Source organism: Photobacterium sp. (assembly GCF_057456235.1).
Map to the genome: position 1 here is coordinate 67,951 of NZ_JBVCPH010000003.1, position 14,892 is coordinate 82,842.

9 protein-coding genes are annotated in these 14,892 nt (G+C 45.8%); 8 read left to right on the top strand and 1 reads right to left on the bottom strand.

Going from position 1 to position 14,892, the window contains the following annotated elements; genetic code table 11:
- Positions 1-218 precede the first annotated feature (218 nt).
- The 8 genes from AC2204_RS04780 to AC2204_RS04815 all read left to right on the top strand — a co-directional run bounded on the left by AC2204_RS04780 (position 219) and on the right by AC2204_RS04815 (position 14,238).
- The gene (locus AC2204_RS04780) at positions 219-773 is read left to right on the top strand and encodes a polysaccharide biosynthesis/export family protein (RefSeq protein ID WP_318924345.1); all 555 of its coding nucleotides are present in this window, start codon (positions 219-221) and stop codon (positions 771-773) included.
- Positions 774-775: 2 nt separating this feature from the next.
- Complete coding sequence (locus tag AC2204_RS04785; RefSeq protein WP_318924346.1) at positions 776-3,016, top strand: GumC family protein; 2,241 nt, start codon at positions 776-778, stop codon at positions 3,014-3,016.
- Between the two features lie 56 nt (positions 3,017-3,072).
- Entirely contained in the window at positions 3,073-3,831 is a 759-nt protein-coding gene (locus AC2204_RS04790) for a hypothetical protein (RefSeq protein WP_318924347.1), read from the top strand.
- A gap of 103 nt (positions 3,832-3,934) precedes the next feature.
- Positions 3,935-4,720, top strand: coding sequence for a hypothetical protein (locus AC2204_RS04795; protein WP_318924348.1), 786 nt, complete (start codon positions 3,935-3,937; stop codon positions 4,718-4,720).
- A complete protein-coding gene (locus AC2204_RS04800; protein WP_318924349.1) occupies positions 4,713-6,881 on the top strand; it encodes a lipopolysaccharide biosynthesis protein in 2,169 nt (722 codons plus the stop codon). The genes AC2204_RS04795 and AC2204_RS04800 overlap by 8 nt, the downstream gene beginning before the upstream one ends.
- A gap of 72 nt (positions 6,882-6,953) precedes the next feature.
- Positions 6,954-8,516, top strand: coding sequence for a nucleoside/nucleotide kinase family protein (locus AC2204_RS04805; RefSeq protein ID WP_318924350.1), 1,563 nt, complete (start codon positions 6,954-6,956; stop codon positions 8,514-8,516).
- A 921-nt stretch (positions 8,517-9,437) separates the two neighbouring features.
- Positions 9,438-11,447 (top strand): metallophosphoesterase family protein, encoded by a 2,010-nt coding sequence (locus AC2204_RS04810; RefSeq protein ID WP_318924351.1) that lies wholly within the window; start codon positions 9,438-9,440, stop codon positions 11,445-11,447.
- Between the two features lie 223 nt (positions 11,448-11,670).
- Entirely contained in the window at positions 11,671-14,238 is a 2,568-nt protein-coding gene (locus AC2204_RS04815; protein ID WP_318924352.1) for a hypothetical protein, read from the top strand.
- Between the two features lie 170 nt (positions 14,239-14,408).
- On the opposite strand, the gene AC2204_RS04820 is transcribed toward AC2204_RS04815, so the two are convergent.
- A complete protein-coding gene (locus tag AC2204_RS04820) occupies positions 14,409-14,645 on the bottom strand; it encodes an HP1242/YdcH family protein (protein ID WP_318924353.1) in 237 nt (78 codons plus the stop codon).
- Between the last annotated feature and the right edge of the window lie 247 nt (positions 14,646-14,892).

Below are 14,892 nucleotides of genomic sequence, written 5' to 3' on the forward strand. Positions count from 1 at the left end.
GCTCATATTTTAGGAACTATCGGGATTAATGGTTGCGGGTGGGGAGACGAAATACGGAAGATTATGAATAACCTACAGAATTTAATATAAGGGTGTTTTATTACAGGTATGTGGCTGGTATTTATGGGCATTAGATGTTGAGGAACAACATCTAATTTGTAACATCGACAGAATTGAATTGATCGTCGTATTTTTTCAATGGAGGTCAACGTAACTATATGAAATATTATGATAAGTTTTTCATTCTGGGTATAGTGCTTATCACACTCCTTAGCTCACTTCAGGCTTTTGGCCAGGGGCGGGGTGACGATTCCTATATTCTTGGTTCCGGTGACCGAATTTCGATCAGTGTTTTTGGCGAAGACGATTTAAGCACGGATGTCGTGATCCCGGATACCGGCAAGATCAAATATCCATTCATTGGCGAATTGCAGGTTGCCGGGTTAACAATATTTGAACTTGATAAGCGGATTACTCTGAGGCTAAAAGGCCCTTACTTGGTCAACCCCGAAGTCATCGTTTCGATTAAAGAATATCGCCCCTTCTATGTACATGGCGAGGTGAACGCCCCTGGTGGATTTCAATACCGACCGGGACTTAGCGTACAGCATGCCGTTGCTCTTGCGGGCGGGTTCACTAATCGCGCAGCTCGAGACAAAATTACCGTAGTCCGAGCTGGTCAGCGGGGTAATAAATATAATTCTGTCCCAGTTAAGCTGAATGATTCAGTCAAAGCGGGTGATCTGATCACTGTAGAACGGAGTTTCTTCTAATCATGAATATAAGCAATTCACCTGCTTCAAGCCCAGATACGCCATGGAGTAGAGAAAATGAGGTGTCACTTCGGCAATACCTGAGCGTGGTTCGCCGCTCAGGGTGGCGTATTTTACTGTCGGCTATTGCCATAAGCTTAATTGTGGCCCTGTTGGTTTCTGTTATGACGCCGATTTATCAAGCCACGGCGACAGTCATGATTGAATCCCGAACTGCGAAGGTCATTTCTATCGAAGAGGTTTATACCCCCGATAGTAATAGTCAGGAATATTATCTGACCCAATATGAAATACTGAAATCCCGACCGCTGGTTGAGCAGGTTATTGGTGATCTTGATCTGTTGAATAATCAGCAAAACAACGTTTCCCAAAGTAGCATTATCGATTCAGGTTGGAGTGAGTGGATAACGTCAGCGGGCTGGCCTAAAATCAGAGATTGGATAGCCCAGTGGACTAAAATTGACCTAGAGCCGACTGATATTGAAAAAACGACAGATCAGATGCAGTTTGTCGTCATTGATTATTTGGATAACCTTAAGGTAAAGCCCGTTAAGAACACCCAACTGATCGATGTGAAATTCAATTCGCCGGATGCTGAGCTTGCCGCTGCTGTCGTAAATACCCATGTCGAAGCCTATATCCAGAGTATCCAGGAAGCGAAGTTTTCTATTACCCAGTCTGCGGAAAAGTGGTTATCGCGAAGGGTCGATTCTTTAAAAAACAATCTTGAGGAGTCTGAAAGAAAACTGCAGGCTTTCCGCGAGAAGGAGCAACTGGTTGATGTCGAAGGTTTGCAGCATCTGCCTTCGCTAGAGATCAATGAATTGACGATGAAGCTGGCAGAAGCCCAACGATCGCTGTCTATGGCGAAAAACGACTATCAACAGGTTAATCGAAGGGGCAGTGTTTCGTCAGGCGATTTCGATTCGAATCCTGCCGTACTGGATGACCCATTGGTACAGGAATTCAAAAACCAACTGGGTGCCGCACAACAAAAACTGACCGAGCTGGAAAAGCGTTATGGCCCAAACCATCCTAAGATGATCGCGGCCCAGACAAATGTGAAAACAATAAACAGAAATTTATCCCGACAAATTAATAGTGTTATTCAGGGGATTAAGAAAAAATACGAAGTGGCCCAGGCTAATGAATCTGGATTAAAGCGAACAATCGAAGCGGCAAAAGAACAGTACCATACAATAGGGCGAAAGGAATCGGAATTGAGTTCGTTGCAGCGGGAGGTTAACGCAAATCGTGAACTCTACAATCTATTTTATAACCGGCTAAAAGAAACCGCTGAGACGGGATACCTTCAGTCTGCTAATGCCCGGATTATATCGCCAGCTGTCATTCCCGTTACTCCTATCAAACCGCAGAAAATGCTCACTATTATCATCGCATTCGTTCTCAGCGTGATCGCAGGCGTGATTGTCGCATTCGTACGTGATGCGCTTGATAACAGCTTAACCAACATCGCCGATGTCGAATTAAAGCTCAAATATCCACTGCTTGGTGTCGTTCCTCTGCTCAGGAACCACCGTAAACAGCAATTGATCAGTTATTCTCAAAATGATGCGAAAGCACGCAGATTCAATGAGGCAATCCGCAGCATTCATACAGGTATCGCAATAAGCGCAATGACTAAACCGAATAAGACGCTGATGATCACCTCGACTGTTAGCAATGAGGGCAAAACGAAACTGGCAATAAATCTGGCCTATAGATGCGGGGCGCTAGAGTCAGTAATTCTGATTGAATGTGACATGCGTCGACCAAGATTGAGTAAGGAATTAAAAGTACAAGAAAATACACCGGGGCTGGCAGAGCTCATCGCCGATACTGCCCGTTTGGAAGAATGTATTGTGGAGAATGAAAATATCCATTTGATTACGGCAGGCGGCAGAGTTGCTGATCCCTTAAAGTTAATCAGCTCTGCCCGTTTTAAAAATCTGCTGATAAAGCTGACGTCACAATACGATAGAGTGATTCTCGACTGTCCTCCCGTCTTACCGGTGAGCGATGCGGAAGTCATTTCAACGAATGCTGACATGGTGGTATACGTGGTGCGTGCAGGTACTACCCAGCAGAGCCAAATCAAAAATGGTCTAGAGAAGTTGGCGCGGGTGAAACAGCAACAGATCGGGATTGTAGTGAACGGGCTCGATTTCCGAAAGGCTGAAACCTACGGTGATTACAGTGACTATAGTGATGATCTCTATGAACCATTGAATGCTGAAAAATGATGACAAATCACCACGAGCTATTATTGGTCTAAATTGTATTTAAGGAAGCCGTACCCTTGAAAATAGAACTCATTGGTTGCACAAGTGCGGGTAAATCGACATTGCTGAACAATATGATGGCTTCTCATCGTAACGGGCAGCCGGAGATTATTTCGGGTGATGACTTTGTATTACGGCAAATGTACTTGGCATGGTTACCTCATCGTATTTTCCGAGTGTCTGCTATTAATATTATCGGTATTTTCTGGTGTATTCTTAACTGTCGAAAACAAAAGAGGCTTCTGAATTTTTCATACGAGTATTTACGTAAGCTGCCGTCGACCATTACTTTCAGAGAAAGATTAAAAATCGCCAGAATATTAGTTCGAAATATTGGTATACATGAATTTATCGCATGTCAGGACACGACAAATCGGATCATTATTATTGATGAAGGCATACTTCATATCGCTCATTATCTGTTTGTCCATGAGTCCATCGAGCCAGATTTAAAACAGCTACAAACATTTATCGAGCTGGCACCATGCGAAGATGTGGTGGTCTATCTGTGTGCTTTAAAGAAAACGCTTATTGAAAGAACCCGGGTTCGAGGCCATAAACGTATTCCTGACGGTTCGTTAGAAGCCATTGAATCGTTTATTAATCATGCGATAACCACCTTTAATTTCTTGGGGGGGAACCCGAAAATAAATCCTAAACTGCTCCTGGTTAGTCCTGACAAGGAGGTATCGATGGCCTCGGGGAAAAACGATAGCCCGATGGTTGAAAAAGCGAAGCACATTATTCTGACCGGACTGGAAGAGGCCTCACTATAATTTTAGATGTTTGTAATGAATGATACTGCAGGTGTGGACTAATTCTTGGTGCCCATAATAACGGTGCAGGCCAAGATGAACGCTGAAAACCAGAGTGGAAACTATGACAGAAAACAGAGCGAAAAATAGCGATGCTGCGGTTATTGCATTGGTCGGGCCGGAGGCCACCGGCAAGTCCACACTCGCGAATGAAATAGGGGCCTGGCTGGGAGAGTTGTATAGCGTGCGCGTCATTCATGCAGGGAAACCTCCCGCGACCTGGAGTACCTGGCCGATCCATGCATTATTACCCTTATTGAGAAAAAAAATGCCCGCTTTACGAACTTCACGAATAGAGGGGCATGTAATGACTCAAGAAGAGGTTGGCCGCCATCCCGCAGAGACAGTGAAACCACGTAAAAGCACCCAAAAACTCGGATCACTTATTTATGCCATTCGAGCAGTCTGTGTTGCCTGGGAGCGGCGTCAACTTCTGGTCAGGAGCCGAAGGGCTGCAGGTAGCAAGGGATTTATTATCTGTGATCGCTACCCGTCAAATAAGCCAGGAGGAATGGACAGCGCGCGCCTTGTTGTCGATGCTGATCATAAAGGGGTTATATCCGCATTATATAACCTGCTAGCCCGTCTCGAAAGCAAAATATATCAACAAATCCCACCTCCGGATATCGTTTTACAATTACAGGTTTCTTTGGAAACGGCCAAACGACGGAATCGAAGCAGAGTCAAGGCGGATAAAGAAGGAGACGGATATATAGAATCCCGCCATCAAAAAGTACGCGACTGGCATCGGATCGGCACGGAAACGGTACATTATATTGATACCGAACAGCCATTGACCGACACGATTCAGAGTGTAAAAAAAGCGATTGAGAGCACATTAAATGACTGATAAGTCACATTCATCCCATGTACTTGACGGGGCCGTTATAACCACTGCGGCAGCTATTATTCAGGGGCTGGGTCAAATACTGGTGCTGGCAGTATTAGCACGTTATATAACCCAGACGGAATTCGGTCTGGTTACCCTTACCATGGTGGTGATTGGGCTAGGACGCCAGTTTGCGGAGGCGCTGATCAGACCCGTGATCGTTCAGAAAGAAAGTCTGTCGACGCGAGACATAGGAACAGCCTCGTTACTTTCATGGGTGTTTGGTGCAGCTGCGCTGTTCTCAATGTGGCTGCTTGCGCCAGCAATCGGAAGGTGGTTCTCCGAACCTGATATAGAACCGATTATTACGGCGCTTTCTTGCGTTTTTTTGCTTCAGGCACCGTCGCTGGTCGCGGAAGGACTGCTCCATCGGGAGCTTAAGTTTACGGTACTGGCCTTTTCTGAAGTGCTGTCATTTGTTTTTGGCTATACCTTAGTAGGGGTCACATTAGCGCTGGCAGGCGTCGGTGTGTGGGCGTTGGTGTGGGCGTGTATCGCCCAGGTTGGACTTAAAAGTGTTATTTTGATCTGGAAAAAGCTTGATTCGCTGCACGTTGCCTTTGACCGCGGCTCATTTCGCCATATCTTGTGGATGGCGGGTGGTTTTAGTTCCGGCAAGCTGTTGGGGTATGCCGCAACTCAGGTTGACTACTTAGTTGTTGCGGGAGCGATGAATTCAACTGCTGTCGGGATTTACGGGCGAGCTTATCAGTTGGTTACTATGCCGGTAATGTTATTCGGGCAGGTGTTGGAACGAGTCATGTTTCCTGTCTACTCACGATTGCAGAGCGACCCGCAGAGAGCCACTGAACATTATGGTCATGCGATAGCGCTCAGTGCAATAATGATGGCACCGACATCGGTATTGTTTGTCGTTCTGGCACCGGAAATTGTTCGTCTGATACTCGGGCCTGACTGGTCTGAAACGGTGCTCCCACTGCAGATCCTGGCATCCACACTGCTATTTCGAATGGGATATAAGCTGAATGATTCATTAACCAAGGCATTCGGATTGGTGTATCAAAGAGCCTGGCGATTGGCGGTCTATACCGGGGCGGTTGTTATCTGTACGTCTTTTGGCGTGCAATGGGGGTTACCTGGTGTTGCTGTGGGTGTGTCTCTTGCTATCTTTCTAAATTTTATTTTGATGGCTCAATTGTCACTAGGGCGATTAAAAATCTCTTGGAGCTGGTTTGCCCTGAAACATGCTCGGGGGACTATTTATGCGCTCTGTTTATTACCGCTCGCTCAAGCGACGGCGATGACCATGCGCCATCATGATGTTGGGTATATGGGGATTATATTCGGGGTGCTTGGCATTATTTTTCTAAGTATCAGCATTGTTGCAATGATTAGCCCTGATCTGATCGTCGGGCCTGATGTGCGCTGGCTCGCCAGATTGGTCGGTTGTAGACTCAAGCCAAAGTCAGATGCCAGTATTTTACCTGGATCACGGAACAGTATCATTGTTGAGTTTTGTGGATTAACCCCGGAAGAAAAGACGATTTTGCCAGAAATAGTCATCAACTTGTTAAAAAAGCAGGGGATTCCGGCGACAGACATGATGCAGCATTTGGCCCGGCGAAACTCTGGGATAGGCCACCGAATAAGATGCTTACGCCTTGCCTTGAAAGCGTTGAAGCGAGCGCCACGGGAAACCCTTTATCAAACGCTGATCATGATTGGCTCTGAAAACGAGGCACAAAAGAAAGGATTAGCCAGCACAGTGTATTGGTTGGCGCTGGGGGAGCTTGTTTCAAAGGCTCAGACTACACCCGGCGTGCATTTGTTGATTGACGGCCCGATGCAGCAGTTGTCAGTAGAGAGCGGAGATTATGACAACAATGCGTTTTCGCCGCCACAGAATCCTTTGGTAGACAGTCTGAGACCCGATCTTTTTTTGGATCTTCGTGATCACCAGCCCGTGTCGTTCGACAGACTTTTTAGTCGAATCCAAAATGAGAAAGGGGCCGGTACTCTGGTGGTGGATTTTACTGAGCGCCAGAGCGATATCAAATCACGTGCCCACGATGTGGCGGAATACCTTGTTTCAAATTGGAAAGGGAGAGTACCAGAGGCACTTGTGCCTGACGAAAATGGTTCGGTTGAGAACTCGCTATGAGCTTTATAGTAACGACGTGCATTTTTTGCGTCTACTATTTTATACGATGTATTGAATATGATTGGGGATACAATGGAATCATCCTATATTTCAGATCTAAATATTGATCAGGTCTACCCGGATAGCATTGATACACCTCTTCGCGTATTCAAGGAATTCGCCAGAGAGAGTGTAGTATATTGTCATTGGGAAAGTAATGCAGAGCTACGAGAAGGACTTCTTGGTTACAAAGATCTTGATGTTCTTGTCGAGAAAGGAGGTAACCGTAGTCTGAACAATGCGTTAATAGAGGCGGGGTTTAAACGGTTTCAAGCCGTATCGACCAATGGCTTTCCTGCGGTTGAAGATTATCTTGGGCTTGATGTTAAAACCGGGATGTTATGCCATTTACATTTGCACCACCAGATAGTAATGGGTGAAAAGCATCTAAAAAGTTACCATCTCCCCTGGGAGCAGAAAGTGCTTGCCTCGCGAGTGTTTGATCATAAGGAAAAGGTTTACATTACTGATCCCAACATGGAAATGTTGTTGCTATTGGTAAGTGAAGCCTTAAAGCTCAGAATAAGAGATCGCATTTTCTACTTTTTCAAAAATAATTATTTCAGCAAAGCAGAGTTAAGCGAGTTTCACTGGCTGCAAGAGCGAATGGATCTTGAAAAAGTGCTCGAAAATGCAGAGATGCTGCTGCCAAAAAAATCAATTAAACCGTTGCGAGAAATTGTCACGACGCCTCAGCCCACCCTTCACCAGATTATTCAATTTCGCAAGAATACCAAATCAGAAATGCAGCTATATCGAACCTATACCGCATTCGGTGCCGGGTGGCGTCAATACTTAAGGGAGTTGATTTGGATTAGTCGTTATATCAATAAGAAATATCTCCATATGGCAGTGCCACTCAAACGGGTAAATGTTAAAGGGGGGCTTCTTATTGCAGTATTAGGGTGTGATGGCGCAGGTAAGTCTACCCAGATAAACGAAATTCAGAAGTGGCTCTCCTGGAAGATTGACGTGCTACCTGTTTATTTCGGCAGCGGGGATGGGTCTAGTTCCTTATTACGCTGGCCGATGAAATGGGCCGCAAAATACTTACGAAACCGGACAGGATCAAGATCGGAAAAATACCAGAATGCCGACAACCATAATGAACATGGTGCGCGCGATCGTACTTCAGGTTCCCGGTTAGGATTAATTGCTAAAGTTCTTTGGGCTTCGGCCCTTGCGTTAGAAAAACGTCGTAAATTACGCAAGGCAAATATGGCTCGAAACCGCGGTATGGTGGTGATCTGTGATCGGTATCCGCAAAATCAAATTATGGGATTTAACGACGGACCGCTGTTATCCGGTTTGCTTGGCCACCAGTCAAGCATATTGCGCGCCATCGCAAGGTGGGAAGGTCGTCCATATTCTCTGGCTGAAGACTATTCACCGGATATTGTCATTAAATTGACCATCACCCCGGATCTTGCAGTAGAACGCAAAAAAGATATGTGTATTGAGGAAAGCTGGCGGCGTGTTGAAGCCATCAATAATTTGCAATATGGTTCTGAGACTAAAGTAAAAGTGATTGATGCAAGTAAACCATTGGATGAGGTATTGCTGGAAATGAAGCGTTGTATATGGAATGAATTTTAGCCATTAATGAAAAGCAGGGAGCTCATCTGTTTTTTAGTGATAAATCGTCAATAGTTAACTGATAATACCCTGAGTTTGAGGTGATTTGGGTGCAGGCCAATTGGTTAGCTATCATTGATTTTGGCGCTGAACTTCCGCGAATAAGAACCAAGGCTTAAGGTCGCCATCGCGGACTTTTTTTGTGTCGGAGTAAATCTGAATATTGAGAAAAGCATAATGAACTTTGAGAAAATGGTAATGAATATTAAGAATGGCGTTATGAAGATCTCGGCTCAGCTTTAGATGTTGCGTACTTGTACTATATTATTTAAAACAATCGTTTTTTCGACAGTTTATCCTGCTACAGGGGATAGGCAATGTGGTACATGAAGAAAAACAGGTAATAATATGTATAAAGTAAGCCCATCAAAAAGAACGACTATATTTTCGTTTTTATTCTCGCGGCTAGGAAGAGTCCTTTTCCTTATTTTTGTCACTCCTGTCATTTTATCCCTACTGTCTATCAAGGTGTCTGCGGAGCCCACTATCTTGGAGGTGCGCATCGCGGCGAGTACCGATGATGCGGAAGAAAGATCCTTAGGCCGGATGAAACTGACCAGCAGCGATTTAGAGTTAGTTTATGATTCCAGCGATCAAACTGTCGGCTTGCGTTTCAATACGGTGACTGTTCCGAAGGGGGCGAGTATTGAGGATGCGTATATTCAATTTCAGGCAGATGAGATCAATTCTGAACCCACGTCGCTTATGATAGAAGGTGCGGCGATAGACAATGCGTCAACGTTTACCGATGTTAATGGCGATGTATCGTCAAGGAGTAGGACAGCAAGTTCCGTTCAGTGGAGTCCGGAGCCATGGACAATACGGAGTGAGGCGGGTCCTGCTCAGCGTACACCCTCAATCGCCTCGATCATTCAAGAGGTTGTGGATCGGCCCGGATGGTCGAGTGGCAACTCTGTGGTGATTATTGTTACCGGAACCGGGGAGCGCGTAGCAGAGGCATTCGATGGGGTCCCCAGTGCCGCTCCTTTACTTCATATTGAGTTTTCGGTAGGGGACGGCAATACCATCCCGACGGTGAGCATAATGGAACCGGTCGATAACTCGAACTTTGCTGTCGGAGATACGGTTATCTTTACCACCACGGCTGATGACGCCGAGGATGGCGACCTGAGTGAAAATGTGGTGTGGACTTCGGATCTGGATGGGGCGATAGGTGCTGGGGCTTTGTTATCGATTAGCAACCTGTCGAGGGGCGCCCACGCGATAACGGCGTCAGTAACGGATAGCGGAGCCATAACGGTAACCGATCAGATAACGGTGACGATAGGGGAAGAGGTCGCCACGCTGGATGTGCGAGTGGCCGCGAGTACCGATGATGCGGAAGAATTAACGTCAGGCAGAATACGGTTGACGAGCGGCGACCTGGATCTTGTTTATGATGGCAGTGATCAGACAATCGGCCTGCGTTTTAGCGCCGTGACCATCCCGCAGGGGGCCAGTATCGAGCGTGCCTATGTTCAGTTGCAGACCGATGAGACCAGTTCGGATACAACTTTGCTTACGATTGAGGCTGAAAACACCGATGATGCCGCTACGTTTACGTTATCCAACGGTAATGTCTCAACGCGACAGAGGACGACCAACACCTTATCGTGGTTTCCGCCCGCATGGACGACAGTTGGAGAAGTCGGTCCCGACCAGCAGACTCCAGATATCGCCCCGATCATTCAAGAGATTGTAGATCGGCCCGGATGGTCAAGTGGCAACGCCTTGGCGATTATTATTTCAGGAACAGGATACCGCGTCGCGGAGGCGTTTGATGGAGAACCAGATGCTGCACCTTTACTCCATGTCGAATACTCCGGCGGGGAAGATAAGCCTGCGGGATCACCGGTAATCACATCTTTTATGCCAGCTAGCGCTCAGACCGCGATGGTGGTGGAAATTACAGGAAATAATTTTAGCGGCGCTAAAAACGTGTCCTTCAACGGGATCTCGTCCCAGTTCAGGATTGCATCAGGTGACACAATTTACGCCACCGTTCCCCCCGGTGAAACCTCTGGGCCAATTACGGTTAGCGATCTGACCGGTAGCGCGATAAGCGTTACCGAGTTTAGCTTAGTGCCAAGCCCAAACGTGTTGGTCGGTGCGGGTGATATAGGCGAATGTGATGGTATTGATAATGAAGCAACAGCGCGCTTGCTAGACGTCACGGCAGGTACGGTTTTTACCGCTGGCGATAATGTGCACGGAGACGGAACACTACAAGAGTTTGCTGATTGTTATGATTCGTCATGGGGACGTCATAAGCCCCGTACACGGCCCACATCGGGTAATCATGAATATCAAACAGTCGGTGCTGCCGACTATTTCAGCTACTTTGGTCCGGCAGCGGGTGAACCGGGAAAGGGGTATTACAGCTACGATATTGGTGAATGGCACATCATCGTCCTCAATTCTGAATGTCATAAAATCGGTGGTTGCGATAATGATTCAGCTCAGGGCCAATGGCTGCAGGCCGACTTGTTGCAACATACAAATACCTGCACACTCGCTTACTGGCACCAACCTCGGTTTAGCTCCGGCCGTATTGGAAATAATCCAGAACTAAGTGATTTCTGGCAAATTCTCTTCGATGCCGGAGCAGAGGTTGTTATTAGTGGCCATAGCCATGGCTATGAGCGTTTTGCGCCACAAGATGCGGATGGTGCCATAGATACTTTGCAAGGTATTCGGCAATTTGTCGTGGGCACGGGGGGAGTGAATGTTGTGACGATCCCCGAATCCGAGATTGCTCCTAACAGTGAGGTTCATGAAGGCGATACACATGGTGTTATAAAATTCACGCTGAATCCCGGGAGCTACGAATGGGAGTTTATTCCGGTCGAGGGCAAAGTGTTTAGTGATTCAGGCAGTGCGTCCTGTCATTAGGCTGTTCAAAAGCAAAAGGGAGAGATGGGGGAGATCCGTTCTGTTATTGGCCTGCTAATTGTCAGAGCAAGATAATGTCGGATTCTCACTCATGCGACTTGTTTGCTTTTTGATCAAGACTATTCTTTGTCCAAGATAAAATTCCCGTGTTGTGCATTTCAACTGCTCAATGACGAGAGTACCAGCAACGATTTTCTATCATGTTACTGCAGGAAATAAGATCATGAGCAGACAACGGAGTATTTTTGTAAGCTGCTGCTTTATAGTAGTTTTTATCGCCAGTATTTCATCTGCCTGGGCCGCAACTTACTATGTTGCGACCGATGGTAACAACGACAATGTTGGCTCCATGGATAAACCCTTTGCCAGCGTTAACTACGCTATCCAAAAGTTGAAGCCCGGAGATATTTTATACTTACGAGACGGAACCTATTATGAAATAGTGGAAGCTGCGGTCAGCGGCACCAAAGATGCGCCTATTGTAATTACCTCCGCGCCAGGTGAGAGTGCCGAAATTGATTCTGGTTTTCCGGAATTTCGAGTACCAGGCAATAGCGACTGGGAATTAGTGAATGCTCAACTTGGTGAATACCGTTCCAAGATTGATTGTGACGACAATGAAGCTTACGGATATGTGCTGGGTATTCCTGGTTATGAAAACGAGCGGGTACAATTAGTTCCATATCTGGACGTTGATCATTTTCGAGCGACAACCGATAAATATGAGGGCAGCAGCAGTAAATTTTATGTAGGTCCCGGCACCATTGAAATTGATGGAAGATGCCATATTCGTCTGTCTAAGACGACAGCGTTGAGAAACGCGGAGGCGCGCTACGGAGAAGTGTTTGCAACTGAAAATGCCGATCCGAGGAACTATTCGATAGTGTTGTCTCAGGAAACTAATACGCTAATAGTCACGGGCTCTTATCTTACATTTAAAAACCTTACCGTTAATCAGGCACAAGATAGTATTGAGCTTAAGTCAGATGCCCATCACGTGGTGTTTGAGGGGATTACAGCCTGGATGGGCGATACTGCCATTACAACGTCCTCCTCTGATGTACATGACATTACTATCACTCAATCTCGGATCCTCGGCGATGCACCTTACTGGATTTACTGGAGTGATATGAAGGACGACCCCACGCCAGCTAATCGTGCCCGTGGTACTTCAATTAACTTAGAAGGCGGAACGGAAGATTGGGTTATATCCTGGAATTTGATTCGTGGTTCAGGGCAGGATCTGATAGGCACCAACAACGGTGAAGATCGAATCTTTATTCATCATAACCGTCTTGAGAACTGCGGTGATGATGCGTTTGAGATTGAAGGCGCAGCTAAAAATGGTGGCACCGCCAATATCGGCCAGATTGTGATTGATCACAACTATATCAGGAATTGCCTAACGGTAGTGGCAGTAGGCCAGGATACGGTAGAAATGACCGGTCCCTTATTATTTTTCCGCAATGTGGTGACCCTGCTTCGTGATCACCCTGTTAATCGTAAAAGCGGTATAAACAGCTGGAATGGTGGTGGGGAATTTGGTTATGGAAAAATGTTCAAGCAGGATGGCAGCGATTATGCGACACGTAATGTTCATTATTATCAGAACACGTTAGTCATGCTTAATTCATATAAAGGTATTGTTCCGACGCCAGCCAAACCGGATGGCAGCACGTTTGCCAATAATATCGTGGTGATGGTTAATGGTGAAATCAATAAATCCTACAATCTAGGCGTAAACCAATTGATTGACGGCAATGTCTATTGGAAGGTTAATACTCAGGATAATGAACCTTTAGTGGATGATGAAGATACGGTGGGAGATCTTAGAGGCATTGAACAAAATAGTTTAGGTGATATTCCAAAGCGCGGTACTAATCCGAAATTTACTAATTTTAAATTAGATGTGGTTGATTCATCCAAAGACTATTGGGCATTGAATACCGCTTCTGAGATTTTTAAAATGGAGGATTTTATTCTGGCAGATAATAGTCCGGCGAAAGCTAAGGCAGTTCCGGTTACTTGCCGAAATATCAATGCTATAAGTGAGTCTGGAAACAGTATGTGTTCGAATGGAATACTTATAGGCTCTATTCTATCAGGAGCAACAGGGGCGATAGGGGCCATTCCTACAACAGCAAAACCTAGCGATTATCAGATGTTTCCGTTTGATGCCACTTTACCGCCAACGGATAAACCAGATGTGCCAGATATCGAGGAGCCTGACATTGATTTGCCAATCGTGGGCGAGCAGGTGGTGAGCAAACGTATCGAAGCCTCTTCAGATGATGCGGAAGAGAAAAGCTTTGGAAGAGTGGACATCAACAGTAGTGATTTAGAACTCGTCTATGACAAGAGGGAGCAGATCGTCGGTATGCGCTTCAATGCTATGACTATTCCAGCACAGGCAACAATTACCAATGCCTATATTCAGTTTCAGACAGATGAGACTGAATCTGGTGCGGCAGCGTTAATTTTTGCGGCAGAAGCAACAGACAATGCTGCAACTTTCCGGGAAGAAGACGAAAACATCTCGTCAAGGAAACGTACGTCGGCTTCAGTAACCTGGGAACCTGCACCATGGTCATCCAGAGGTGAGGCTGGCTTGAACCAGAGAACCCCAAACATTAAATCACTGGTTCAGGAAGTCGTCGACCGTGAAGGATGGGCAAGTGGTAACTCGATCGTAATAATTGTCAGCGGATCCGGGGAACGGGTTGCGGAATCATACGACGGAGATCGTAACGGAGCACCGCAGCTTTACGTGGAATATAAAACGAGTGAATAATCGGCGTTGCCGGAATTCTGCTACTGCAATGGAGATAATGGGTATAGTAAAGTCTAATAATGGTTTTTTATATACCCAAATAACCTGATTTAAATATACACGTTTCCATTAATAAGCCCGGTTTAATCACCGGGCTTAGGGGGAACATCTTTCCCATGTAAATGTAGAATCTAGTTATTTAAAATGCTTAATATTTTATCCTTTAACTGCACACGTTCCATTTTAAGCTGAACGTAATGGTGATCTTCGGTAGGAACATTATTGCCTTCTAACCCTCGTATAGCATGATCGAGTTTATGGTATCGCTCTGACATTGATCTGAAATTTTCGTCTGTCATTTTAAGCTGGTGGATCTTGTTTTTCATTTCAGGGAACTCAATGAAGAGTGCATGATTTTCACCTAACATCCTAATACTCCATACGTTCTTGACTATCGTTGCCCTGCTTATATATTATTTTTATTTAGGGAGGGTTAATGAAATTGTATCAACTCAAGCGCACACCCTGTTGTAAATTCTCAAGCTTATACGGGTAACCAGAACAGCTGTTTTGATGATTCAGCCGTTTCATGACTATGAATCGGCCGGATCACGCTGTAATTTTTCTGACTACATATAAAGGATAGAACGAAATCAGATAACGCGTTAGCTGAGA

Coding starts and splice junctions, on each gene's coding strand:
- AC2204_RS04780 (WP_318924345.1), top strand. CDS start 219: ATGAAATATTATGATAAGTTTTTCATTCTGGGTATAGTGCTTATCACA.
- AC2204_RS04795 (WP_318924348.1), top strand. CDS start 3,935: ATGACAGAAAACAGAGCGAAAAATAGCGATGCTGCGGTTATTGCATTG.
- AC2204_RS04815 (WP_318924352.1), top strand. CDS start 11,671: ATGAGCAGACAACGGAGTATTTTTGTAAGCTGCTGCTTTATAGTAGTT.
- AC2204_RS04800 (WP_318924349.1), top strand. CDS start 4,713: ATGACTGATAAGTCACATTCATCCCATGTACTTGACGGGGCCGTTATA.
- AC2204_RS04805 (WP_318924350.1), top strand. CDS start 6,954: ATGGAATCATCCTATATTTCAGATCTAAATATTGATCAGGTCTACCCG.
- AC2204_RS04785 (WP_318924346.1), top strand. CDS start 776: ATGAATATAAGCAATTCACCTGCTTCAAGCCCAGATACGCCATGGAGT.
- AC2204_RS04820 (WP_318924353.1), bottom strand. CDS start 14,645: ATGTTAGGTGAAAATCATGCACTCTTCATTGAGTTCCCTGAAATGAAA.